The 25,861-nt window shown below is 51.7% G+C and carries 18 protein-coding genes and 8 tRNA genes; 24 read left to right on the plus strand and 2 right to left on the minus strand.

From position 1 onward, the window contains the following. Positions 1–196: 196 nt before the first annotated feature. From AC0YN3_RS26140 to AC0YN3_RS26215, 16 genes are all read left to right on the plus strand, one after another. Positions 197–273 (plus strand) — tRNA-Ile (locus tag AC0YN3_RS26140). Between the two features lie 5 nt (positions 274–278). Next, positions 279–354 (plus strand) — tRNA-Asn (locus AC0YN3_RS26145). Positions 355–359: 5 nt separating this feature from the next. Then, positions 360–447 (plus strand) — tRNA-Ser (locus AC0YN3_RS26150). 16 nt (positions 448–463) lie between these two features. Continuing rightward, positions 464–538: transfer RNA gene (locus AC0YN3_RS26155), tRNA-Glu, on the plus strand. A 15-nt stretch (positions 539–553) separates the two neighbouring features. Beyond that, a tRNA-Met gene (locus AC0YN3_RS26160) sits at positions 554–630 on the plus strand. A 31-nt stretch (positions 631–661) separates the two neighbouring features. After that, positions 662–737 (plus strand) — tRNA-Thr (locus AC0YN3_RS26165). A 75-nt stretch (positions 738–812) separates the two neighbouring features. Beyond that, a tRNA-Thr gene (locus AC0YN3_RS26170) sits at positions 813–888 on the plus strand. Positions 889–896: 8 nt separating this feature from the next. Beyond that, positions 897–973, plus strand: a tRNA-Pro gene (locus AC0YN3_RS26175). Positions 974–1,159: 186 nt separating this feature from the next. Beyond that, positions 1,160–1,918 (plus strand): delta-lactam-biosynthetic de-N-acetylase, encoded by a 759-nt coding sequence (gene pdaA, locus AC0YN3_RS26180; RefSeq protein WP_475777975.1) that lies wholly within the window; start codon positions 1,160–1,162, stop codon positions 1,916–1,918. 241 nt (positions 1,919–2,159) lie between these two features. After that, complete coding sequence (locus AC0YN3_RS26185; protein ID WP_475777858.1) at positions 2,160–3,962, plus strand: sensor histidine kinase; 1,803 nt, start codon at positions 2,160–2,162, stop codon at positions 3,960–3,962. After that, entirely contained in the window at positions 3,946–5,574 is a 1,629-nt protein-coding gene (locus AC0YN3_RS26190) for a response regulator transcription factor (RefSeq protein WP_475777859.1), read from the plus strand. Before AC0YN3_RS26185 ends, AC0YN3_RS26190 begins: the two co-directional genes overlap by 17 nt. A gap of 117 nt (positions 5,575–5,691) precedes the next feature. Further along, on the plus strand, positions 5,692–7,083 hold the full coding sequence (locus AC0YN3_RS26195) for an ABC transporter substrate-binding protein (protein WP_475777860.1): 1,392 nt from the start codon (positions 5,692–5,694) through the stop codon (positions 7,081–7,083). An 87-nt stretch (positions 7,084–7,170) separates the two neighbouring features. Then, on the plus strand, positions 7,171–8,070 hold the full coding sequence (locus AC0YN3_RS26200; RefSeq protein WP_475777976.1) for a carbohydrate ABC transporter permease: 900 nt from the start codon (positions 7,171–7,173) through the stop codon (positions 8,068–8,070). 11 nt (positions 8,071–8,081) lie between these two features. Beyond that, positions 8,082–8,969, plus strand: coding sequence for a carbohydrate ABC transporter permease (locus tag AC0YN3_RS26205; RefSeq protein WP_475777861.1), 888 nt, complete (start codon positions 8,082–8,084; stop codon positions 8,967–8,969). A gap of 122 nt (positions 8,970–9,091) precedes the next feature. Further along, entirely contained in the window at positions 9,092–9,829 is a 738-nt protein-coding gene (locus AC0YN3_RS26210; protein WP_475777862.1) for an SGNH/GDSL hydrolase family protein, read from the plus strand. Between the two features lie 151 nt (positions 9,830–9,980). Continuing rightward, on the plus strand, positions 9,981–11,204 hold the full coding sequence (locus tag AC0YN3_RS26215) for an MFS transporter (protein ID WP_475777863.1): 1,224 nt from the start codon (positions 9,981–9,983) through the stop codon (positions 11,202–11,204). 106 nt (positions 11,205–11,310) lie between these two features. Here AC0YN3_RS26215 and yhbH read toward each other — a convergent pair whose 3' ends face one another. Further along, positions 11,311–12,465: a sporulation protein YhbH gene (gene yhbH / locus AC0YN3_RS26220; RefSeq protein WP_475777864.1), complete on the minus strand. Its 1,155-nt coding sequence runs from the start codon at positions 12,463–12,465 to the stop codon at positions 11,311–11,313. A 498-nt stretch (positions 12,466–12,963) separates the two neighbouring features. Here yhbH and AC0YN3_RS26225 point away from each other — a divergent pair, with 498 nt between their 5' ends. Genes AC0YN3_RS26225 through AC0YN3_RS26250 form a run of 6 tightly spaced genes read left to right on the plus strand, consistent with a single transcriptional unit; the run spans position 12,964 to position 19,991 of the window. Next, positions 12,964–14,361, plus strand: coding sequence for an aminotransferase (locus AC0YN3_RS26225; protein WP_475777865.1), 1,398 nt, complete (start codon positions 12,964–12,966; stop codon positions 14,359–14,361). Then, the gene (locus AC0YN3_RS26230) at positions 14,333–15,583 is read left to right on the plus strand and encodes a M20 family metallo-hydrolase (RefSeq protein ID WP_475777866.1); all 1,251 of its coding nucleotides are present in this window, start codon (positions 14,333–14,335) and stop codon (positions 15,581–15,583) included. The genes AC0YN3_RS26225 and AC0YN3_RS26230 overlap by 29 nt, the downstream gene beginning before the upstream one ends. A 59-nt stretch (positions 15,584–15,642) precedes the next feature. Further along, positions 15,643–17,016, plus strand: coding sequence for an NAD(P)-dependent oxidoreductase (locus AC0YN3_RS26235; RefSeq protein WP_475777867.1), 1,374 nt, complete (start codon positions 15,643–15,645; stop codon positions 17,014–17,016). Next, positions 17,009–18,313: an NAD-dependent dihydropyrimidine dehydrogenase subunit PreA gene (gene preA, locus AC0YN3_RS26240; RefSeq protein ID WP_475777868.1), complete on the plus strand. Its 1,305-nt coding sequence runs from the start codon at positions 17,009–17,011 to the stop codon at positions 18,311–18,313. Before AC0YN3_RS26235 ends, preA begins: the two co-directional genes overlap by 8 nt. Then, positions 18,314–19,741 carry a dihydropyrimidinase gene (gene hydA / locus AC0YN3_RS26245; RefSeq protein ID WP_475777869.1) on the plus strand — a complete coding sequence of 476 codons (1,428 nt, stop codon included), beginning with the start codon at positions 18,314–18,316 and terminating at the stop codon, positions 19,739–19,741. Positions 19,742–19,778: 37 nt separating this feature from the next. Further along, entirely contained in the window at positions 19,779–19,991 is a 213-nt protein-coding gene (locus tag AC0YN3_RS26250) for a hypothetical protein (RefSeq protein ID WP_475777870.1), read from the plus strand. A 72-nt stretch (positions 19,992–20,063) separates the two neighbouring features. Here the strand turns inward: AC0YN3_RS26250 and AC0YN3_RS26255 are convergent, their stop codons facing one another. Continuing rightward, the gene (locus tag AC0YN3_RS26255) at positions 20,064–21,308 is read right to left on the minus strand and encodes an MFS transporter (protein WP_475777871.1); all 1,245 of its coding nucleotides are present in this window, start codon (positions 21,306–21,308) and stop codon (positions 20,064–20,066) included. Positions 21,309–21,530: 222 nt separating this feature from the next. Between AC0YN3_RS26255 and AC0YN3_RS26260 the strand changes: the two genes are divergently transcribed. Continuing rightward, on the plus strand, positions 21,531–22,706 hold the full coding sequence (locus AC0YN3_RS26260) for an exonuclease SbcCD subunit D (protein ID WP_475777872.1): 1,176 nt from the start codon (positions 21,531–21,533) through the stop codon (positions 22,704–22,706). Further along, positions 22,703–25,795, plus strand: coding sequence for an AAA family ATPase (locus AC0YN3_RS26265; RefSeq protein WP_475777873.1), 3,093 nt, complete (start codon positions 22,703–22,705; stop codon positions 25,793–25,795). Before AC0YN3_RS26260 ends, AC0YN3_RS26265 begins: the two co-directional genes overlap by 4 nt. The last annotated feature ends 66 nt before the right edge of the window (positions 25,796–25,861 follow it).

Consider the following 25,861-nt stretch of genomic DNA (forward strand, 5'->3'; position numbering starts at 1 on the left):
CACAGCAATGTGTGTAGCTGACGAATACTAATCGGTCGAGGGCTTATCCTAAACACGTTTACCGTGACCCATACATCCGGTAGACAGCAGCAGTAAAGGTTCAGCAAACCTGATTTTTCGTATTCAGTTTTCAGGGCGCAATGTGCCTGTCCGTGCTTAAACGTTAGATCTTACATAAGATTCATGTTTATGCTTAGGGCCCTTAGCTCAGCTGGTTAGAGCGCACCCCTGATAAGGGTGAGGTCGGTGGTTCGAGTCCACTAGGGCCCACCATATTTTCCCTGATAGCTCAGTTGGTAGAGCACTCGACTGTTAATCGAGTTGTCACAGGTTCGAGTCCTGTTCGGGGAGCCAAGTTTGGAGAGATACCCAAGTGGCTCAAGGGGACCCTCTGCTAAGGGGTTAGACTGCGTAAGTGGTGCGAGGGTTCGAATCCCTCTCTCTCCGTTCTCTATTTTTTCAAGGCCCGTTGGTCAAGTGGTTAAGACACCTCCCTTTCACGGAGGTAACAGGGGTTCGAGTCCCCTACGGGTCACCAATATTTTTGTAACGACGCGGGGTGGAGCAGCCCGGTAGCTCGTCGGGCTCATAACCCGAAGGCCGCAGGTTCAAATCCTGCCCCCGCAACCAATCACCTTTCAAAGGTGAACATAATGGATATGCCGTTGTAGCTCAACTGGTAGAGCAACTGACTTGTAATCAGTAGGTTGGGGGTTCAAGTCCTCTCGACGGCACCACTTTTTCTCTAGATATTGCTTAGCATTACAAAGCAGTATCGCAAACCGCCTCATAAAGGCGGACATAATCGATGTGCCGTTGTAGCTCAACTGGTAGAGCAACTGACTTGTAATCAGTAGGTTGGGGGTTCAAGTCCTCTCGACGGCACCATCTTTTCTCGGGACGTAGCTCAGCTTGGTAGAGCACCTGGTTTGGGACCAGGGGGTCGCATGTTCAAATCGTGTCGTCCCGACCATTTTATAATCAATGAACGACATATAAACCGCTATTCCAATAAGTCCATTCGACTTGCGGAATAGCGGTTTTTTTGTGCATATATGGGGAAATATAAGCGCAGTATGCCATTTACCCGCCATAGTGCAACAGACGAAGGAGGTCACTGCTGTTGAGTTTGAGACTTAGAGTAATAACTTGGTGTGCCCTGCTTTTGTGCGTGATAAGCATAAGCCCGATATCCACTTGGGGACAGCCTGGCGTATATCATTTCGGTTTTAAGAAAAGCGTGGAGGGACGATTGCCTTCGATAGACGAGGAGGGCTTCAAAAGCATCGTTACGAAGCATGGGGCGCTCTTTCTTGGAAATACGAATCAAAAGGAGCTTTATCTCACCTTCGACAATGGCTACGAGAATGGATTTACTCCGCGCATATTGGATGTGCTTAAAGAGAAGCAAGTGCCTGCCGCTTTTTTCGTTACCGGGCATTACGTAAAGGATCAGCCGGAGCTTATTAAACGGATGGCGGTGGAAGGGCATATTGTGGGGAACCATTCTTGGAGCCATCCAGACATGTCTCAGCTGTCTCAGGAAAGCATCAAGTCTGAGCTTGAGAAAGTAAAGGCGCAAGTCGAGATACTCACCGGGCAGAAGGAAATGAAATATCTTCGACCGCCAAGAGGCATTTTTAGCGAACATGTGCTTGCTGCCAGCAAGCAGCTCGGGTATACGAATGTATTCTGGTCTGTTGCCTATAAGGACTGGGATGTCAATGCGCAAAGGGGATCCCAATATGCGTACAGCGAAGTAGTGAAGCAGCTTCATCCCGGAGCAATCATATTACTGCACTCCGTATCGAGGGATAATACGGAGGCACTTGGCCGAATCGTGGACGAGGCAAGGCGGCAAGGGTACGAATTCAAAAGCCTTGACCAGCTGTCAACGGAGCAGAACCCAATGAATTAGCGGCAAAAGCCTTAACTCCTTGCGAGTTAAGGCTTTTTTGCTGCAAACATATATTCACATGCTGAAGCTTGGCGTATGATCAAGTGAAAAGCAGGTTGGGCAGAAGCCTGAAACACCATTAGAAACCTGCCCTCAATCCGTGATTTCCCGCATATATCCGTTTTGCGTCAGACGTTATAATGAAAAAGAGTGTGTCTAAAGCAAGGTGACCCGAAAGAGGTGTACGAGGATGATAAAGCAGATGAAGGCAAAAACAGCAGCTCAAAGGTTATTTTATACGATTTCGCTTAAACATCGCATTTGGTTGGCTTTTGTCATTCTCATCATGTTCGGAATTACAGCGACCGGTAGCATTGCTTATTTGATTGCCTCTAAGGAGATTCAAAGCAACGCGCTGAAGTCCAGCCAGGAGACAGTGAATCAATCCGCTCAAATCGTGAACGAAAGGCTCAAAAACATTGGCATTGCGGTAAGAGCGCTGATGTTCAGCGACCCCTTCAAGCAAGTGATGACCGATGCCCAGAATAAAGACAGCAGCCGATACTACAAAACGTGGACGGCGCTGCAGCCTGTTTTTTCGCAGGTGAAATTTAACGATTCCATGATTGACAGCATTCTGATCGCTTCGCCGATCGGTGATTATTACCATACCTCGAACGTGCGGGACACAGAGGAATCATTTTATGAATCGGACTTATATGATCATTTCAAGCAAATCAAACGAGGCTTTTGGACGAAAGGCCATGAGGATGATTTTTTTATGGACAAGCAGAACGTGATCTCGCTCGTTGTTGAGGGAGTTAATGATTTAGGAGAGGTTGCAACGGATGTTTATGTGGTCATTAACGTGAAGGAAGACGATCTGCTGGATTTGTTTATGGAGAATCTCTCGACCATAGATAAACAATACTATTTCGTTGATTCCGCAGGGGATGAAGTGAATATGTCGAGGCAAACAGAGGCCACGCCTATTACGAAACAGGCTGGCTTTGTAAATCGGCTGACGGATGCCATGAGCAGCTCGTTTTTCTTTAGCGACAGCAGAAAGGAGTATTTGGTCAACTATTCACGGCTTGAAGCCAAGGAGGATTGGATGATTGTCGGGGTTCAATCACGGGCTGATTTGCTTGCCAAGCTTAATGGCATCAAGAGAGGCACTTCGTTTGTCATTTTAGGCTTCCTGCTGCTGTCTTTGTTTATTGCGAACAACCTGACGTATGTGCTGCTTAGGCCATTATTCCGCCTGCAGAAATTAATGAAGCGAGTAGAGGAAAACGACCTCAGCGTACGTTTCGAGAGTGAGTACAAGGACGAGGTTTCGCAGGTCGGTTTCCGCTTCAACCGCATGCTTGATGAAATCCAGCAGTTGATTGAGGATGTGAAAATTAGGGAGAGTGAGAAACGAAAAGCAGAAATCAAGGCGTTGTCGGCTCAGATGGATCCGCACTTTTTCTATAATACGTTAAATACGATTTATTGCAAATCAGTGCTTGGCGAGAATGGGGATGTCAATGAAATGATATTGGCGCTGTCGCAAATGTTCCAGATTAGCCTAAGCGGCGGCCGGGATCTTATTTCGCTGAATGATGAGCTGGATCATGTTCGGCAATATTTGGCGATCCAGCAATTATCCTACGAGGAGCTGTTCGTTTGCCATATCGATGTGCAGCCTGAGCTGCTGGAATGCGAGATACCAAAGATTATGATCCAGCCGCTTGTTGAAAATAGCATTTTGCACGGCTTCCAAAACCGCGTGTCGGGCGGAGAAATTCATATCGTTGCACGTACGGAGGAGCAGTGGCTGTACTTGAAGGTGGAGGACAATGGCGAGGGTCTCGTGCCGGAACGGCTCAAAGCGGATATCATTCATCCAACGACGCTAAAGGAAGGATATGCGCTTCGGAATGTTTTCCATCGCTTGCAGCTTTATTATGGCGAGCTGCAGCGAATGGAAATTAGCAATAATAATGAAGGCGGGGCAGTAATCGAGATTTGGATCCCGAGACAAACGGAAGGGAATGGATCAGATGAAGCAGTTGGTTAAACTATGCATCGTTGACGATATTCGCAGTGTGGTAGACATGTTCAAAAACAAAATTCCATGGAGCCAATACGGAATCGAGGTCGTAGGCAGTGCAATGAACGGCGAGGAAGGCCTCGAAGTCATCGCGAGAAAGCAGCCGGATATTATTCTCACGGATATTCGCATGCCCAAGATGGATGGGCTAGAGATGACACGCCGTATCGTAGAAATGCTGCCGCATAGCAAGATTATTATATTAAGCGCGTATACCGATTTCGAATATGCACGGAAAGCGATTCAGTACGGTGCGCTCGATTATGTGAAAAAACCGTTTTCCATCGAGGATATCATTAAGGTTGTCGTCAAGGCGAAAGAAGCATGGGAGCAGGACAAGCTGGATAGGCTGCATGTCGTCGAGCTGGAGAAGAAGATGAAGGAGAGCTTGCCGGCGCTTCGCCAGGAGTATATGTCCTTGCTTGTCCACCATCAGACGGATGAGTCAGACATCGCGCAGTGGTGGGGCTTCCTTGATCTGCCGCCCTTGCCGGCACCATTTGCCGTAATGGTTATTCAGATCGATCAATTTATGGATAAGTATGGTTCGTTAGTGGTGAAGGAGCTGGAGCTTGCCAGGTTCTCTTTGCAAAATATCGTGGAGGAAACCATGTCCGCCTTCGCGCCGTCTATTGTGTTTCGGGAAGCGCTCAACCGCTATGTTTGCATCGTTCATATGCTGTCGCAGGAGCATCTGATTCAGCTTGCCGACGTTTGCTGCGTAAATATCGCGAATCATACGAAATTTACGATATCGATCGGAATCGGGCAAGAGGCAGGCCAAGTGCGCGAGCTGCCAAGGAGCTACCAGCAGGCGCTCAGCGCGTTGTCCTATCATTTCTATACCGGAGGCAACGGGGCCTTCCTCTCCAGCACGCATACGCAAGCGGGCTCGGCAGCTTGGGTTTATACGGCGGATAGCGAAAATGAGTTTCTATTCAGCTTCCGCTCCGGCAACCGGGGGAAGACGATGGCATGGCTGACGGCTATATTCGATGAGATGCAGAACCAAGCCTTGCTGCCTGCGCCTAGCGATGTCGAGCATTTGTTTCATGGGCTTTCTCTCAAAATGCTTCGCGTATTGCTAGAGAAGCTGCCGCGCGAGCATTTGGCGGAATTCGAAGCGAAAGTCAAGGAAGCCAGGGGAGGCAGTCGCGCCTCTCTGCACGAATACCGCCAATGGCTGTTGGAACTATGCGATATTGGCTGCCGGCTAGTGGATAAAGAGCATGCCAGTGAATCGCAAAAAATCATATACCGTTCCATCGAATACATCAAATCGAATTTGGAGCAGGATCTTACTTTGGAGCATTGTGCCCGGCAAGCGAATCTGAGCTGGGGCTATTATTCGAATTTATTCAAAAAGGTATCCGGCACAACCTTCCAGCAATTCGTTACGCAAGCGAAGATTGAAAAGGCCAAGTCAATGCTCATCGATGACTATCAGGTACAGGAGATCGCACAGGAGCTCGGCTATGAGCATCGGCGTTATTTCAGCGAAGTGTTCAAAAAGCAAACGGGCCTGACGCCTACCGAATTCAAGGAAATTTCGCTCGGCAGGTCGGTCAAATCCGATTGAGCATAAACACGAAATATCTGCCCCTATTCGCAAGCTACCCTCATTACCAATTCGAGGCGAGTCTTTTATAGTTAAGGAGCTAGCAATAAAGCTTCACCTACAAAGGGAGGATTACACATGTACAAAAAAATCGGAACGGTTGTGCTCAGCGCATTTCTAGCAGTCACACTAGCGGCATGCGGCAATTCAGGCGGCAACGCGGGCAACGAAGCGACCAATAAGCCAGCAGAATCAGAAGCGGCAGCCCCGGCAAGCAACGAGAAAAAAACAAAGATCGTTTACTGGACCGGCGACCGCCATGACATGGACTACATCAAAGAGGTTATTCAAAGCTTCAACGACACCAATGATTCCAACATCGAGGTGGAGATGGTCGTCAAAACGGACGACTACAACCAAGCGATCGATCTCGCCTTTGCTTCCGGACAAGCGCCGGATTTGCTACGCGTCAAAGAAAATACGATCCAAGCTTACGTGTCGAAAGGCTACTTGGCTCCAATCGATGGCCTAATGACCGAACAAATGAAGCAGGAGTTCCCGCTCATTCAGGACTTTAACCAAATTGGCGGCAAGGTGTACAGCTTGCCGAACTACGGTTCAACACTCCGGCTCGTCTATAACAAAGAATTGTTCGCCAAAGCGGGCATTGCATCTCCCCCTAAAAGCTTAGCCGAAATGGTTGACGCAGCGAAGAAAATGACGGAGGTAGGCAAAGCGGACGGTGCCTATGGCTTCGCATTGAACTTCAAGAGCCCTGACAGCGCATTCGGTCGTTCGGCTCGCGTCATTGCGGAAGTGAGCGGTATCGGCGGTTTCGGCTACGATTTCAAAACGGCACGTTTCGACTTCACGGGCTTTAAAGACATCATTCAAGCGTACAAACAAATGTATGACGATGGCAGCACGCTTCCTGGCATGGAAGCGCTCGATATCGATCCGCTTCGCGCTCAATTTGCTGAAGGCAAGATCGGTATGTACATCTCCTTCTCGTCGGAGCCTGGCGTTTACAAAAACCAGTTTCCGGCGAAGATCGAATGGGCTGCGGCACCGGTACCATCCATTGATGGAACCGTTAAAGGCGCAAGCTCCTTCGTAGGCGGTCAATGGCTGGCGATCAACAGCTCCTCGAAAAACCAAGAGGCAGCGTGGAAGTTCATGGAGTACATGTATGCGGATGAGATTCTGAAAACGTACCATGAAAAAGGCTTTGGCATTTCGATGGTTCCTTCCATTTCCGCAGCAGCAAGCAAACCGGATATTAACGGCATCGAGGGCTTCCTTCCTACTGAAAATGACGGAACCTGGCCGCTGAACCCGACGGTAACCGTTGAAGGCATCAAAAGCAATGACGCATTCTTCAAATATATGCTCGGCGAAGGTAATTTGGATGAGATCATCAAAGACTTGAACACAAGATACAATGCAGCGCTTGATAAAGCGATTGCAAGCGGTGAGGTTAAAGCAGAGCCTATGCCGGATTTCGATCCAATGAAGCTTGGCGCGAAGTAACTGCACGCTATGGGTTAATCAGGAGGGTGGAGTGCAGACTCCGCCCTTTCCTATCTCCAAAAGTCAGACTGTACGGGAGTGGAAATGATGAATAAAGTGCGTCAGATCGGGTTTTCTTATGCGTTCCTTTTTCCGAGCTTTATATTAACGGTGGTTCTCGGCATTTATCCGCTTGGGTGGGCCATCCGCTATATGTTTTATGATTACAAGGGTTACGGAGAAGCGAAATTTACGGGCTTCTACAATTTTCAAAGGCTCTTGAGAGACACGCAGTACTGGGAATCGGTAGTCAATACGTTCGTGTACGCAGGCGGCAAGCTTATCATCACGATTCCTCTTTGCTTGGCGCTCGCGGTTATTTTAAACCAGAAGCTGAAAGGACGGAATTTGCTTAGAGCGATCTATTTCATGCCTACGATTATTAGCTCGGCTGTTATGGCCGTCGTGTTTTTTATCATCTTCAACTCCTATAACGGCGTATTGAATCAATATTTGCTGAAGTTCAATATCATCTCCGAAAGAATCGACTGGCTCGGTCCAAAACACGCGATGATGACGACGATTTTGATTGCCGTGTGGGGCGCCGTTGGGAATTACATGCTGTTATTCCTAGCAGGTCTTCAAAATATTCCGATTGACGTCTATGAGAGCGCATCGCTTGACGGAGCAAACAAAAGACAGCAATTCTGGTATTTGACGATACCGATGCTTGGTCCTGTGCTGCAAATCGTTATCATGCTTGCCATCATCAACTCGTTGAAGGGCTACGAGACGATTATGGTGCTGACTGAAGGCGGGCCAATCGGCAAAACGGAGGTTATGTACTTGTACGTGTATAAGTTATTTTTCCCTACGCCGTCCTCGGGTGCCGTTGTAGACCAGCAGTTCGGTTACGGCAGCGCGGTAGGGTTTACGACAGCCGTTATCGTGGGCATCATTACGCTTCTGTACCACATGCTATCAAAACGTTTAAATAAGATGCAATAAGGGAGGACGCCATGAAGACGGAAGCTATACCTTACACGAACCAAACCATTAGACGAAATCCGTTTCGGGAAAACGGCTGGGGCGGACGCGTGCTCCTCTGGATCTTTCTGCTGGCAACGGCGCTGCTCATCATTTTCCCTATCGTTGTGACCCTGTTTGGATCGTTTATGTCCAATGCGGAGCTAACGACCGGGGGAGCGATCCTTCCTTCGGTCTGGCATTTCGAGAATTTCGCGGAAGCTTGGGTGCAGGCTAACTTCTCACGCTTTACGTGGAACAGCCTGATGCTTAGCGGCGTGACGACGATCGGTACGCTTATTGTCGCTTCCATGGCGGCTTACGTAGTCGAGCGGATGAATTTCCCCGGCAAAGCGTTGTTCGTCGCTATTCAAGCCTCAACTATGTTTATTTCGATCGGAGCGGTCGTTATTCGCCCGCAATACGAACTGATGATCAAGCTGCATCTGCATACCTCCTTATGGGGTGTTATTCTTATTCTGATTAGCGGCCACGCCTATATTTTCTTTATTTTGCTCAGCTTTCTCAAGGGAATATCGAAAGAGCTGGATGAGGCTGCACGAATTGATGGCTGTTCCAATGCGGGCATCTTTTGGAAAATCATTTTGCCGCTGCTTCGACCGGGTCTTGGGGTAGGTGCACTGTTCACATTCTGCGGAGCATGGAACGAATATTTGCGGCCGCTCGTGTTCACGATGAATACGCCCGAGCTGCAAACGTTGACCGTAGGGCTGTCCTATTTGCGCTATGGGGCATCGGCTGCGGTACAGACGCACTATATGCTTGCGGGGGCTTGCTTGTCGATTTTGCCTTTGCTTATCGTCTATATGATTGCGAACAAATCGTTTATGCAGATGACGGCTGGATCACTTAAAGGGTAAGGAAATAACGGTCCAGGTTTTTAGCACAGATGCCGATGATGCGCCAGCATTCAGGCACCCCGCTCAGCATCATGTGGTGAAATGGGAAATGGTTGGAGATATACAAGTGAAGGAGTCTATGGATGGGTGAGCGTAGCTTTGAAAGGTTTAGAAGCAGACTAGCCGAGAAAGCAACTGATGCGCATGCTGCTCCCGTAACCTATGTCGCGTTCGGAGACAGCGTAACACAAGGCTTCATGGAGTACGATACGATGGAATATGAGCAGGTGTACCATCAGTATTTCCGCAGAGCGGTTGAAGCCCTCTATCCCAAAACGGTGTTGAACGTAATCAATGCAGGAGCTGCGGGAGGTACGGCCGTGCAGGCATTGCAGCGCTGGAGCAGAGACGTTCTCATGCATCAGCCAGACCTGCTCACAATTGGCTTCGGTTTGAATGATGCACGAGGGGGGCGTAACGGGCTAGGCGCATTCATAGAGACGATGTCCTTCTTTATTCGGTCGGGGCGTGCTAAGACGAATGCCGATGTGGTCGTTCTTATACCGGGGATGATGATGAAACGCGATAATAAACGAGTGCATGAGCGCGATCAAGCCGTTATCGACAGCTTCCTACAGCTGCATGATGAAGGACATCTCCACGCCTATCGCATGGCGCTCCTAAAGCTTGCGGATGAGCATGGCGTTCCTGTCGTAGATTTTTATTCGCTATGGGCAAAGCTTGAAGGGCAAGGCGAGGATATTCACCATTATTTAGCGAACGGAATCAATCATCCGAGCCGAGCCTTTCATGAACGAATGGCGAATGAGCTGTATGAAGTAGTATGCGGAAATGAAACAGAGCGGTTCAGGCGGAGTTAAGTCCCGTTTGATCGGCTCTATTTTTTGCGTTTATGTAAAGCGGGCAACTACGGGCAACACTATAGGGAAAGCCGAAAGTAAGATTCAAGACCGTATGATTGTGATATATAATGAATAACGAAATCGGAGAAACAAACAAGGAGTTTACTTTATGGGAAATATGGCGTTGCTGCGTGAGCCTAAGCAGCGGAAATTGTTAATAAGCGCAGGTTTTAGCTGGCTGTTCGATGCGATGGAGGTCGGCATGATCTCGTTCATCGTAACGGCGCTTGCAGTGGAGTGGCAGCTTGGCGCGCAGCAGATCGGCCTATTGATGGCGATTAATTCGATCGGCATGGCTGCCGGGGCAGCGATTGCGGGCCTTATGGCAGATCGTTACGGACGGCGTGCCATTCTGATGTGGACGCTCATTATTTTCTCCGTTGCAAGCGGATTATCAGCTTTGGCGGCAGGGTATGCCCTGCTCTGCGTGCTGAGGTTCATTGCGGGCTTCGGGCTTGGCGGCGAGCTGCCCGTTGCCTCGACGCTCGTATCGGAATCCGTTCCGGCTGCAGAGAGGGGGCGTGCCGTGGTGCTGCTCGAAAGCTTCTGGGCCGGCGGCTGGATCGCAGCTGCGTTGATTTCATATTTTGTGATTCCGCATTACGGCTGGAGGCTGGCATTTTTGATTGGCGCCTTGCCTGTTTTTTATGCACTCTACTTGCGGAGGGCGATTCAGGATTCGCCAAGCTACTTAGCGCAGCAGGGCAAAAGAATTTCCATTAAGAAACGGGTGGCCTCGATCTGGTCTATGAAGCATCGACGGGCAACGATAACCTTATGGGTTTTATGGTTTACGGTCGTTTTCTCTTACTATGGCATGTTTCTATGGCTGCCCTCCGTCATGGTGCTGAAAGGATTCGATCTGGTCAAGAGCTTTCAATACGTGCTCATCATGTCGATCGCACAGCTGCCTGGATATTTTACGGCTGCGTATTTCATCGAGAAGTTTGGGCGCAAGTTCGTGCTGGTTTCCTTTCTTGTTTTGACGGCTGCAAGCGCGTTATGGTTTGGCAATGCCGAGACCGAAGGAAGCTTGATTGCCGCAGGCATTTGCTTATCGTTTTTTAATCTTGGCGCATGGGGCGCCATGTATGCCTATACGCCTGAGCTGTATCCGACTGCGGTACGCGGAACGGGTGTCGGATTCGCGGCGTCCTTTGGCCGTGTCGGCGGTATTATCGGTCCGTATCTGGTAGGCATGCTGGTCGCCAAAAAGCTCGAAATAACATCGATATTTATGATTTTCTTCATTACCATTCTGATCGGAGCGTTTGCCGTCCTGATTATGGGAAAGGAAACGAAAGGCACGGATCCCGACAGGGAGGACGCGTAAACCAAAAAATCCCGCCTTGCCGCGTAAGCAGCGAGACGGGATTTTTTAAATATAAGACTTTATGTTTACTCGCGATAAAGTATTCTTCTCTACGAGAAACGGATATCTAGGTCCCGGTTACTTGCTTAGAGAAGAAGGTTTTAAGCGCCTTATAAACCTCTCCTTTTTCCTTGATAACCGAATACATGAATTTTTTATGGCTGATATGCTTATAGGCCGACATAAGCGTACTGCTGCGATTGTATTGATTAACCTCGCCATAGCCAAACATGTTGCTGCGCTCCATAAGCTGCCCGATGAGCTTCACGCACCGCTCGTTGTCAGAGGTTAGATTGTCTCCGTCCGAGAAATGGAAGGGATAGATGTTCCAATTCGCGGTGGGATAACGGCTGTCTATGACGTCAAGCGCCTTCTGGTAAGCAGAGGAGCAGATCGTCCCACCGCTTTCACCGCGGTTGAAAAACTCCTCCTCCGTAACCTCCTTGGCTTCCGTATGATGGGCGATAAATACAATCTCTACATGCTCATATTTGCGTCGGAGGAAACGTGTCATCCAGAAGAAGAAGCTGCGCGCGCAATATTTTTCAAAAGAACCCATGCTTCCCGAGGTATCCATCAGCGCAAGAATGACTGCATTCGATTGCGGCTTTACGATTTCATTCCATGTTTTGTAGCGCAAATCATCCGGTGAAATACCGCCTATGCCGGATTTTCCCGCATTGGCGTTGCGGCGCAGGTTTTCGATTAACGTGCGCTTCTTATCGATATTGGACATAATGCCTTTCTTCCGAATGTCGTGAAACACGATTTCGGTCGATTGAAGCTGATCCTTTTGTTTCTGCTCGAGATTAGGCAGCTCCAGCTCCTCAAACAGCATATCCTCGAGCTGATCAATGCTTATTTCGGTATCTACGACGTCTTCGCCTGGCTGATCGCCCGCATCCTGCCCTTTGCCTGGTCCTTTGGCAGCTTGCGGGTCTACGCCTAACACGTCGCCTACCTGCGAATCGCCGTCGCCTTGTCCGACATGCTGCTTTTTGTTGTAGTTGTATATAAAGTGGGATTCGTCGAGACTTTTAATAGGAACCTTGATTGTACGCCTTCCGTCCGACAAAACGATGCTTTCATCGGAAACGAGATCGGGAAGATTTTGCTTAATTGCTTCATGCACCTTCTCCTGATGCCGCGCTTGATCCTCATAGCCTTTGCGGTGGAGCGACCAATCCTCACGTGACACAACAAACAGCGGTTCTGACTCCATTCCCCTCACCTCATTCCAATAAGTTAAAGCTTCGGTATGCGAGACCCTTATGCTGACCTTTACTTATTTCTTGTCTGTTACTCAATATATTCAAGAGTGTAGAGGTTATGTGAACGAAAATTAGTCCATATCTACCAATCTATCAGACAGCTTGAACAGCTCTATTTGACATAATGTCCATTTTAGAAGCCCATTTTCAGCCAATGTGTATCATGCATTCGAAATGATACGTTATATAATATTACATAAAAGCTCATGAATGTATCTTGAACCTAACATCCGCTTAAACGTTTTCTTGTGCTAACCGATGGAAGATTGGATGAACCGTTTTCTACGCCCGATGAACATGCAAAGCAAAGCCGCAGCAGCAATCGACAAAACAATTTTGGCAGATACGGCGAAGCAGCCGCATAGGCTAGTCTGTAAGGATCGCGGAGGCGCACTACCGCGGTCCGCCCTACTATAGAAGCGGCTGACGCGAAGAAGGAGATGCAGGCTATGGGCGTGAATGAGGCGGCAGGGGATACGGAAGCAAAGGAAGCGCTGCTGGAGAAGGACCGCAAATATTTATGGCATCATATTTCTCCCCACAACGAGAATCCGATGATCATCGTGTCCGGAGAGGGCAGTTGGATTACGGATATGGAAGGAAACCGCTATTTGGACGGCATGTCAGGGCTATGGTGCGTCAACGTCGGTCACGGGCGTGCAGAAATCGCCGATGCCGCCGCCGAACAGATGAAGACGATTGCTTACTCTACGCTCATTCAATCGCATGTTCCAGCGATAGAGCTAGCCGCCAAGCTGAACGAGTGGCTGGAGGGCGAATACCGCATATTCTTCTCCAACTCAGGCTCAGACGCCAATGAAGTTGCATTCAAGATCGGACGCCAATACCATCACCAGAGGGGGAAAGCGTCCAAGCACAAATTTATTTCACGGCACAGAGCCTATCATGGTAACTCCATGGGAGCGCTAAGCGCAACGGGGCAAGCGCAGCGAAAGCTCAAGTATGAGCCGCTTGGAGCAGGCTTCACGCATGTGCCGCCGCCTTATTGCTACCGATGCCCGTTCGGGCAGAAAAAGGGGGCTTGCGAGACGCAATGCGCGCAGGCGTATGAGGATGCGATTGTATGGGAAGGCCCGGATTCCGTAGCGGGGATTATCGTGGAGCCGGTCATTACAGGCGGGGGGATGATTGTCCCGCCCGATGATTACTTGGCGAAGCTGCGACGCATTTGCGACAAGCATGACGTACTGCTCATCGTAGATGAGGTCATATGCGGCTTTGGGCGTTCCGGACAAAAGTTCGGGCATCTCAACTTCGGCGTTCGCCCCGATATTGTGACGATGGCGAAGGGGCTGACTAGCGCCTACTCCCCGCTTTCGGCAACCGCCGTGTCGGCGGAAATGTACGAGAGCTTCAAAGAAAGCGGACCCGACAGCCACTTTCGCCACGTCAATACGTTTGGCGGAAACCCGGTGTCCTGCGCGGTAGCGCTTAAAAATCTTGAAATACTTGAGCGGGAAAACTTGGTTAGCCGCTCTGCTTTCATAGGGAAAGAGCTTCTAAACCGAATCAAGCCGCTTAAATCACATGCGCATGTCGGCGAAATTCGGATATTCGGTTCGGCCATCGGAATTGAGATGGTGGAGGATAAACAATCGAAGGAGCCGGCCTCCGCAGCTAGGGTGACCGCAATTCTTGCTGGCTGCAAGCAGAGAGGGCTGCTTCTTGGCAAAAACGGCGATACCGTCCCGGGTTTTATGAATATATTGACGCTCAGCCCTCCATTATCGACAACCGATGAAGAGATCGTTTTTATTGCCGATACGCTGCTTCAGGCTTTTGGGCAGAGCGAGGGGGATGAGCGACCTGAAAAGCATGGGCATTAACGAAAAGAGGCTGCACGAGCGCATTCATGCGCTGGGGCAAATTGGGAGGATCGGAGATACCGGCGTCTGCAGGCTCGCCCTTTCCCCTGAAGACCGTGAAGGCGTAAGGCTGGTTCAAGCTTGGATGGCCGAAGCGGGCATGGAAACGCATATCGATCCCTTTGGCAATTTGATCGGCGTGCTGGAAGGCGCAGATAAGGAAGCTCCCGTGCTTATGTTGGGTTCGCATATCGATTCGCAGCCGTATGGCGGCAGGTACGATGGCGTAATCGGCGTTCTTGGCGCGATCGAAGTGGTTCAGACGATGGCCGAAGCAGGCATCAAGCCTTCCACCAATATCGAGGTGGTTGCCTTCTGCGACGAGGAAGGCTGCCGCTTCAACAAAGGCTTGTTCGGTGTTAGAGGGATGACGGGAAGGCTGGAGCAAGGCGAGCTTGAGCGATCGGATAAAAATGGGGTTACGCGCAGGGAAGCGCTGCTGGGCTTCGGATGCGATCCTGCAGCGTTCGCTGGGCATGTCTTCGAAGCAGGCAGGATTGGCACCTTCCTGGAGCTGCATATCGAGCAAGGCCCCATTCTCGAAGCGCTTGGCGAGGCGGTTGGCATCGTAAGCGGCATATCGGGTCCCGTCTGGTGGACGGTCGAAATGACTGGCTTCGCTGGGCATGCAGGCTCCGTTCCGATGCCGATGCGTCAGGATGCGCTGGTCGGCTGCGCCAAAATTATAGTGGGGCTGAACGAGCTAGCTTCTTCGGATCCTGAAGCGCCGACGGTCGGAACAGTCGGCTCGCTGTCTGTATTTCCTGATTCGCGCAACATCATTCCCGAGAAGGTGAACTTTACCGTTGACTTCCGGGATATTGACGTAACGCGCAGAAACAGCTTGGAGAATCGGCTGATTGCACTCATGGAGTCGACCTGCGCGGAGCATGGCTTGACGTATTCAATTAGGGAGGATACAAGAAGCGATCCCAGGTATTGCGCGCCACGGCTGAGGACGTTGCTGCGTGAGCAAGCGGCTTTGATGGGACTTGCGCCCCCAGAGCTCATGAGCGGTCCTTTTCATGATGCGTTGGTCATGTCTTATGTTTGCGATTACGGGATGATATTCGTCAGGTGCAAGGACGGCATCAGCCACAACCCGAAGGAATACTCATCTGAGAAGGATATAGCGCTCGGAGTAGAGCTGCTCTACCGAACGGCGCTTCGGTTAACGGAATAGCGTGTTCATGATTCTGCTGCCAAAAATATCAGATCGCGAGCTTATAAGGAGGATACGGCATGAGCGTGACGGTCAACGCGGCGTATATACCTGTTGACTCGCTTAGGCGCAATTTCGCCGAGGTGAAGGCAGGCATGAAGCCAAAGGAAGCGACGGAAGAATCCAACCGCTGTCTATATTGTTATGATGCCCCATGTATTAAAGCATGCCCGACGGGAATCAACATTCCTTCCTTTATCAAAAAAATCGCTTCCGGCAACATGAAAGGATCGGCCCGCGCAATCATGGACGCGAATCCGGTTGGTGCCACCTGTGCCCGGGTATGCCCGACGGAGGAGCTGTGCGAAGGGGCTTGCGTACTGAATCATTCGTCGAAGCCGATTATGATTGGCGATCTGCAGCGATATGCGACGGATTGGGCGATCCATAATGACTCGCTCTTGTTTAGCGCGGGAGCTAGCAACGGGAAGTCGATTGCCGTCATCGGCGGAGGCCCGGCCGGGCTTTCAGCGGCGCGGGAGCTTGCGCGGTTCGGCTTCGCCGTTACGATATTCGAAGCGAAGGAGCAGGCCGGGGGCCTTGATACGTACGGCATCGTATCTTTTAGACTGCCGCAGCGCATCTCGTTTTGGGAAATTGAGCAGGTGAGAAAGCTCGGGGTTGATATTCGGACGAGCACCCAAGTCGGCATCGACGTAAGCGTGGAGGATTTGCTAGCGGAACATGATGCGATCGTGCTTGCCATTGGCATGTCTAAGGTGCCGAGTCTAGGCATTGAAGGCGAGCAGCTATCCGGCGTATACGACGCGATCGATTTCATTGAATCGACCAAAGCAGAGCTTCGGGAGGATCTGATCGGAAAGAGGGTTGCTGTAATTGGAGCAGGCAATACGGCGGTTGATGCAGCTACTTGCTCCGTGCGGTTAGGTGCTTCCCTCGTAAAGATGGTCTATCGCCGAAGCAGAGATGAGATGACGGCTTACGATTTTGAATTCGAGTTCGCCAAGCAGGATGGCGTAGAGTTTGCATGGCTAAGCTCCCCGCTTCGGATCGTCGGGGATGAGGCTGGCAACGTAACGGCTATCGAATGCCAGAGGATGAGCTTGGAAGCGGCGGAAGCAGGCGGAAGAAGGAGGCCGGTTCCGATCGAAGGGTCTACGTTCATGCTGGAAGTCGATGCGGTTATTAAGGCGATTGGGCAGATGCGGCATATGCCGCTTATCGAGCAGCTCGGCCTTGCGCATAAACGCGGAATCGTAACGGTAGACACCGCAACATGCCAAACCTCCAATCCCCGCGTGTATGCTGCGGGCGACGTGGTTTTTGGCGAGGGGCAAGGCGAGGCGATGGTTGTATCGGCAGCACAGCAAGGGAAGAAGGCTGCATACGCCATTTACAAAACGCTTGGTGCGAGGAGGGAACGGCATGGCTGATTTGCGCATCAACTTGGCTGGCATTGCGTCACCGAATCCGTTCTGGCTCGCCTCGGCACCGCCAACGAACACAGGTTATCAGGTTCAGCGCGCATTCGAGGCTGGCTGGGGCGGAGCCGTCTGGAAGACGCTCGGCGACCCAATTATCAATACATCGTCCCGATTCGCAGCGGTTCATTTCAACGGGCAGCGCGTTGCGGGCTTCAACAATATCGAGCTTATTTCGGATCGTCCGCTGGAGATTAACCTAAAGGAAATTGACGAAACGAAAAGAAGGTTTCCGAACCATGCGGTCGTCGTATCGCTCATGGTTGAGCCGAAGCGGGAGAAATGGCATGAGATCGTTAAACGCGTCGAAGACATTGGCGTGGACGGCTTGGAGCTGAATTTCGGTTGTCCGCACGGGATGGCTGAACGCGGGATGGGCGCCGCCTCTGGCCAGCAGCCCGATTTGGTCGAAATGCAGACGATGTGGGTCAAGGAGGTAGCGAGGACGCCCGTAATCGTTAAACTTACACCCAACATCACCGATATTACGGCAACGGCTAAGGCTGCCGTTCGAGGCGGAGCAGATGCGATCTCGCTTATTAATACGATAAATTCGCTTGCTGGCGTTGATATTGAGACATGGAATACGATTCCGCATGTTGGCGGGAAAGGGGCGCACGGCGGCTACTGCGGTCCGGCCGTAAAGCCGATTGCATTGAATATGGTGGCGGAATGCGCACGCAATCCGTTAGTCGGCGTTCCGATTTCAGGCATAGGGGGCATTTCCAGCTGGAAGGACGCGGTTGAATTTCTACTCATGGGCTCGACAGGCTTGCAGGTATGCACGGCAGCCATGCATCACGGCTTCAGCATCGTAGAGGATATGATCGATGGCTTGAACAATTATTTGGACGGCAAGGGGCTTCTATCGGTCAACGAGCTGATCGGCAAGTCGGTTGAGCGGTACTCGAATTGGGGAGACTTGGATCTGAACTATGCGGTAGTAGCGCGTATCGAACAAGAAACGTGTATCGTGTGCAATAAATGCCATATCGCTTGCGAGGATACGTCTCACCAATGCATCGAGCGGCATTCGGACGAGAATGGATTAGCGTATCTCAAGGTTCGCGAGGAGGATTGCGTTGGCTGCAACCTTTGCTCGATTGTCTGCCCGGTAGAAGGGGCGATTACGATGGTAGAGGTACCTTCTGCGGAGATGCCGCTTAGCTGGAACCAGCGGCAAGCGGCAATTGCGGCTCTGGGAAAAGGCGACGATTCGGATAATCCCGACAAGAAGGAGGCGGTATAGGTGGCAAAGCGGCTCATTAAGAATGGGATCATCGTTACGGCAGCCGATACGTACAAAGCGGATGTGCTGATCGAGGATGGCGTGATCGCGCAAATCGGCTTCGGGCTTGAGGAGACTGCGTCGGAAATTATTGATGCGGAAGGGAAATACGTATTCCCCGGGGGCATCGATCCGCATACCCACCTGGAAATGCCATTTGGCGGAACGGTCACGGCAGACGATTTTGCGACGGGTACAACGGCTGCTGCTTTCGGGGGAACGACGACCATCATCGATTTCTGCCTGACGGCAAAAGGAAAGCCATTGCGCGAATCGATTGCCGAGTGGCATAAAAAGGCGGGCGGAAAAGCGGTGATCGACTACGGCTTTCATCTTATGATCGGGGAGATCAACGACGAGGTGCTTGCCGAGCTTCCATCGATCGTGGCAGAGGAGGGCATTACCTCCTTAAAGGTGTTTATGGCATACAAACACGTATTCCAAGCCGATGACGGTACGTTGTTCAGGACTATGCTGGCTGCAAAAGAGCTTGGCGCAATGGTAATGGTACATGCCGAGAACGGCGATGTCATTGAGTTCTTGATCCAAAAGGCTTTGGAAGCGGGACAGACGGAGCCGATCTATCATGCGCTTACTAGACCATCAATACTAGAGGGGGAAGCGACGGGACGCGCTGCCAGGCTTGCTGCGCTCGCCGGCGCGAGATTGTACGTCGTCCATGTGACCTGTGCGGAGGCGGTGCGGCAAATTGCGGAAGCCCGATTGCAGGGCGTGGACATATGGGGCGAGACATGCCCGCAATATTTGGTGCTCGACAAGTCCAGTCTGGAGAAGCCGGATTTCGAAGGAGCAAAGTATGTATGGTCACCGCCGCTCCGCGAGCCGTTCCACCGGGAGGTGCTGTGGCATGCGCTGAGCAGCGGCCAATTGCAAACGCTCGGCTCCGACCATTGCTCCTTTAATTTCGAGGGACAGAAGGATCTGGGGCTCGGTGACTTCAGCAAAATTCCGAACGGCGGACCGACGATCGAGGATCGCTTCTCGCTCTTTTACTCGGAAGGCGTCCATAAAGGGCGAATCACGCTGAACCAATTCGTAGATATCGTATCCACGCGAAGCGCCAAGCTGTTCGGTCTCTTCCCGCAGAAAGGAACGATTGCTGTTGGCAGCGATGCGGATATCGTCATCTTTGATCCGTTGGCGCAGCGAACGCTGTCTGCCGAGAAGCAGCATATGAACGTGGATTACAATCCGTTCGAGGGGATGGCGGTCACTGGCCTGCCTGTAAGCGTCATGTCGCGTGGGGAGTTCGTTATCCGCGACCGGCAATTCGTCGGCTCGCTTGCTGCAGGCCGATATTTGAAGCGAGCTCCTTTTCAAACAGGGAGCGAGGCATTTTCCACAGTGGTTGATGCGCCAGCAACGTAGGTAGAAGTATGCCACTAGCAAGCGAGGAGGCTGCCGAATGTCAGCTTATGAGCAGTATGCCGAAGAAAAGAAGAAGATTGATGCTTATCTGAAGCAGCAGTATGTGATTGCAGGAGTCCGGGAGGGGCTCAGCGGCGATTGGCTGGAGCTTAAGCATCCCGGGGGAGATCAAGCGACGATGCTGGTCGAAACGGCGGATGCCCGGAAATATTTCGCCAATATGCTGTTGAAGCAAGCACGCCCTACTTAATGATTAGTTATGAGGAAAAACAAGCCCCGAGTTGCGCTGCATAAGCAGGAGCTCAGGGCTTGTTTGTGTTTCTTACAGTATCTGCTGCGCACGCCTCAGCATGCGATATAGGATGAGAGAGGTAACCGAGCAAAGCAACGCGCAAGCGCCAATAAATAAATACCCGGCCTGCAAGCCTGCAACGAGACTTTCCTGCGAGCTGCCGCTGCCTGCAAACAGCTGCTTGGTCCATTCGATTATGCCGCCGATGGCTAGATTCCCGATAACGCTCGCAATTCCCATCAGGGTTACGGTGAATGTGATCGCCATGTCGGCGTTTCTCGGATAGCGTTTCGCCAGCAAAGCCATAACCGTAGGGTAAATGGGGGCGATGCCCACCCCGGCCAAAGCGAAGAGGAAGGCGCCAGACTCGCCTGCAATGATGGCGGCAACCGAGCAAATGCCCGAGAAGGCTGACAGGATGATAAGGGACATCGTATATCCGATTTTGTCCGTTATGGGACCGAGCACGAGCCGCGCAAGCATGAAGCAGAAGAAAAAGGCGGACAGCATTTTGGATGAGGAATCGTTGCTCCAGCCATATGCTTTCTCGAGAAAGTTGACCAGCCAGCCGCCGACGGCAAGCTCGGATACGACGCCAAATGACAATACGGCGACGATTAGCCAAGCGACTTTGTCCCGAGCGAACTCTTTCAAGGAAACGCGCTCTGCCGCAGGTTCCTCCTCGTTCTTATAGCGCGCGAATAGTCCAGGCAGCATCGGAAGGATGGAGAGGGCGAGCATGAGCATATACATGCCCCGCCAGCCGAGCTCGGAGCCGAATACTTCAACGCCCATTAGCGAAGACGCGATTATCGGTGCGAAGGTTGAGCTGAGCCCATAGAAGAAATGGGCTAAATTCATCATCGTTCCCGTATTTTTGATGAAAATTTTTGCTGCAAGTATGGCGAGGCCAATCTCCAGCATTCCGTTCCCTACGTACATAAGAAAATAAGCAGAGGAGAGAGCGGTATAATTGGCTGCGAAATAAATACAAACGCCGGAAATAACCATGGAGCCGAATGCCAGCGAGAGCGTAAGCTTCATCCCGGCGCGGTTGGACAGCCAGCCGGTGAACGTGCAAGCGAGCAAGTACCCTAGTGAATTGAAGGCTAGCAAAACGCCGATTTGAAGCTCGTCGAGTTTCAAATCGCTTTGCATTCTAGGCAATGCAGGGCCTTTAATATTTTCGGAAAAACCAAAAATGAGAAACCCGCCGAACACGACGATTAGCAATAATATGTAGTTTTTGGATAAACCAGCTGACAAGCGTGACAATGTTGTGAACCTCCAGTTAGCGATAGTCATGAAAACGGAATGGAAAATTGAAGCATGGTTAACTTTATCGCGTATTGGCGGGATGCGCAAGCTATAAGCTGCCTTTGTTCGGTAAGGTGTACCGCACTATGCGATGCATATATACGAATGGTAATATAAAGGCTAGGGAGTTAGCGTGAATCGATTGGAGTTCACTGTGCGAGGAAAGGGTGTTTGCAACGAATGAAAATATTTCATACCGCGGACTGGCATTTGGGCAAGCTCGTGCAAGGTGTATACATGACGGAGGATCAGCGGTACGTGCTGGAGCAGCTGCTCCAAGCGATCGAGCTGGAGCGCCCGGATGCTGTTATTATTGCCGGCGATCTATATGACAGGGCGGTTCCGCCAACGGACGCCGTTGAGCTGCTGGACGAGCTGCTTAGTCGCATTGTCATTGATCTAGAGACGACGGTGCTGGCGATTTCGGGCAACCATGACAGTCCTGACCGCATCAATTTCGGTACCAAAATGATGGAGAAGCACGGATTGTATTTGGCCGGCCAGCTGCGCGGCAGCATGGAGCCGATTGTGCTTCGCGATGAATACGGAGAGGTGCATTTTCACCTCGTTCCGTTTGCCGATCCCGCTCAGGTACGCTACGTGCTGAATGATGAATCGGTCAAAACGCATGATGATGCCATGCGCGCGATAACAGCCAGACTCGCGGCAGGCATGCAGCAGAACGCGAGGCATGTGCTCGTTGGCCATGCCTTCGTAACGGCAGCAGGAGAACCCGAGCAGAATACGAGCGATTCAGAGCGTCCATTGTCGGTAGGCGGGGCCGAGCATGTGAGCGCTGCATATTTCGAGCGGTTTCATTATACGGCGCTCGGCCATTTGCACCAGTCCCATTTCGTGAAGAACGATACGATAAGGTATGCGGGCTCGCCGCTCAAATATTCAATCTCGGAAGAGAATCACGTAAAAGGATATTTAGTCATCGACTTAGACGCATCGGGCGGAGCGAAGATTGAGAAGCGCGAGCTGCAGCCGCTGCGCAATATGCGCCGCATCGCTGCCTCCATCGAAGAGATCGAGAAACATGCGGTGAATGAGGATTATGTATTCGTCACGCTTCTCAATGACAATCCCGTACTGTTCCCGATGGAGAAGGTCCGTGCGGTATATCCGAATGCGCTGCATGTTGAGCGTCGTTCGTCTTTTTCGGGAAGCGATGCTATCGCTGCTGAGGGCTCGGATTCGGGAGGCGCTTCAAGAAGGCGGGAGGCGGATCCGATTGAGCTGTTCTCAGCCTTCTATCAGGAGGTCAAAGGCCAGCCACTTGCCGAGGCCAAGAGAAAGCTATTCGCGGAAACCTATGCCGAGCTTCTGCGTGAGGAGGGAGGCGCCTTATGAGACCGATCAAGCTGTCGATGACCGCGTTTGGATCTTATCGAGATACGGAGACGATTGATTTCAGCGAGCTGGAGCACCGGCGTTTATTTGTTATTTCAGGCAATACGGGTGCGGGCAAGACGTCTATATTCGATGCGATATGTTTTGCGATCTATGGAACGGCAAGCGGAGAGGACCGGGCGGATGCACGGATGCTCCGCAGCCATTTTGCCCCTGAGGACGTACATACTTCCGTTCAGTTTGAATTCGCGCTAGGACGCAGAAGCTATATGGTCATCCGGCAAATGCCGCATCGCAAGGGCAGCAATAAAAGCGAGACCGGCGGCAAAGCGGAGCTCTACGAAACGACGAGCGGTGCGGCTGTGCCGGCAGTCGATCGCTTCATTATTTCCGATGTCAACTTGCGGCTGGAGCAAATCATCGGCTTGACGAAGGACCAGTTCAGCCAGATCGTCATGCTCCCGCAAGGCGAATTCCGCAAGCTGCTGACTTCGGATACGGATAATAAGGAAGAAATATTGCGCCGAATATTTCGAACGGAGCTTTATGAACGACTGGAGAGTCGGTTCCAGCAGAAGCACCGCGCACTCCAGGATCAGCTGAAGGAAGCGAAGGCGACTGAACAGGTTTATCTGAAGCAAGTGCAGGAATCGCTTCCTGAACGAGCGGAAGGACAGCTGTATAGCACGCTGAGGCAGGAGATATTCAGCGCGGCTCAGGTGCTTGAGGCGCTGGAGCTGGAAATAACGTTTTATGCCAACCTTGCAGGCGAAGCAGAGTCGCAGAAGGCTGCGCTTGCGGTACGGCTCGAATCAGAGGAATTGAAGCTGCGCTTAGCCGCGGCAGTTAACAGCAAGCATGAAGAGCATGACCGCAAGAAGAGCCAGCTGGAGCAATTAAACGTACAAAAACCCATTTACGAGGCAAAAGAAAGGCAGCTCGCGCTTGCGGAAAAAGCGGCTAATCTTACGCCCTACAAGGAGCAGGCGGAGCGGGCAAACACGGATGCTTCTGCCAAACAAAATCAGCTTTCCATCCGAACCGCCGAATTTGAGGCTGCCGAACGCGGGCAGCTTCAGGCTGTTGAAATGTATGCCGCAGAGGAGCAGCGGGCTGCCGAACGCCGTGAGGCTGAACGCGAGCTTAACCGATTGCAAGAGCTTGTGCCGGTCGTTCAGAAGCTGGCAGGCCAGCAGCAAGCCATCGACAAGCTGATACAAGCGGAAAGGTCGTGCGCCATCAGGCTGCAGCAAGCAGAAGCGGAGCTCATTCAGCTCCGCGAGACGCGTCAGTCTGCGAATGCGCTGATTAAGGCCACCGAGCTTGAAACAGCGGGGCTCGGCGATATGCAGGACAAGCTTCGCCTGGTGGAGCAGCAAGGGAAACAGCTCAAGCGTCTCGTCGAGGTGGAGAAGGAAATGGCGCGCATCGCACAGCTTGAGAAGCAATTCGCGTTAAGCTTCTCCAAAGCGAAGGAGGAGCATGACCTTCTCGAATCCGCTTGGATCGAAGGACAGGCAGCATTGCTGGCTGCTCATCTGCATGATGGGAAGCCATGCCCCGTATGCGGAAGCGAGGAGCATCCTATTAAAGCGAGTTCGGGAACCGAAGTGCCTAGCAGGCTGAGGCTTCAGGAAGTGAAGACGCAGTTAGCCGCCGTGGAGCGCGAATGGCTTGAGGCGCGTGCGCAAGCCGCGGCAGCGCGCGCGACAAGGGAAGAAGAGGCGAGAGAGCTTGCGGAATTCGGCTTGCAGGCCGAACGGATGGAAGAGCAGCGGGCAGAGCTTGCGAAGCAGTGGCGTTCGCTTAAGGATGAATTGGATAAGCTGCTAGCCAAAGCAAAGCAACTGCCGGAGCTGAAGCAGGAATACGAACGTCAGGAGCAGCATCTGGAGAAACAGATGGCTGCGAAGGATCAGCTTCAGCAGGAACGGCAGCAGCTCGCGATCGAGAAAACCTCGCAGCAGTCTGCCATGGAGCGGGAGCTGCTGCGGGTGCCGGATACGCTGCGCTCGTCTGAGCAGCTAAGCAAGAAGCTCAATGAGCAGCAGAGCTTGTCAGACCGCATGCATAAAGCTTGGGCTGCCGCACAGGAGCAGCTTCAAGCCCGGACAGCAAAGCTCGCAGAGCATAAAGCATATGCCGATCAAGCGGCGGAGCAGCTGCGGGAAGCGGCGCTCAGCAAGGAGCATGCCGAGCAGAGATTGCGGCATGAATTGGAGAAAGCGGGCTTCCTTGCGATTGAGCAATATAGTGAAGCGGTATTGCCGGAAGCATCAAGAGAACAGCTGAAGAAAGAAATTTCTGCATATCAAACGTTGCACGGGTCCGTTATGCAGCAGCTTATAGAGCTGCAAAGCGAGCTTGCCGGCAAACCGCGCATGCCATTATTGCAGTTAGAGGAGTCTCTCTCGGCTCTTAAACGCGAGCTGGAGGCGTTGCAGGCAGCCTCGCAAGGCGCCTCGCGAACGGCCGAGACCACGCAGCGGCTGGCAGCATCAATAAGCAGAGCGAGCGGGCAGGTGAAGGCGCTGGAAGGAACGCTGGAGGAAATGATGGACGTATTCCATATGCTTAAAGGAGATAATGCTCTGAAAATATCGTTTGAGCGCTATATTCTTATCGAGTACCTGGAACAAATCCTTCATGCTGCAAACGCGAGGCTTCATGATTTGTCGAACGGCCAATTCTCCTTGCAGAGAAGCGACCGGCTTGAAACGCGAGGCAAGCAAAGCGGGCTAGGCCTGGACGTATATGATGCCTATACAGGACAGAACCGCGACGTGAAGTCGTTATCGGGCGGAGAGAAATTCAATGCTTCGCTTTGCCTCGCGCTTGGCATGACCGACGTCATACAATCCCATATGGGCGGCGTGACGATCGAGATGATGTTTATAGACGAGGGCTTCGGATCGCTAGATGAGGAGTCGCTGCAAAAGGCGATCGCCACGCTTGTGGATTTGCAGAAGGCTGGCAGAATGATTGGCGTTATCTCGCATGTGCAGGAGCTGAAGGATGCGTTTCCAGCCTGCCTCGAAGTCATAAAGACCAAAGAGGGCTTCAGCAGAACGAGGATGCTGGTCAAGTAATGAGCAAACAAAAAAGTCTGCTTCAAGCGCGCTTAGGCGGCTGAAGCAGACTTTATTGAAAGGCTA

The sequence above is a fragment of the Paenibacillus sp. J22R232 genome (assembly GCF_056269165.1).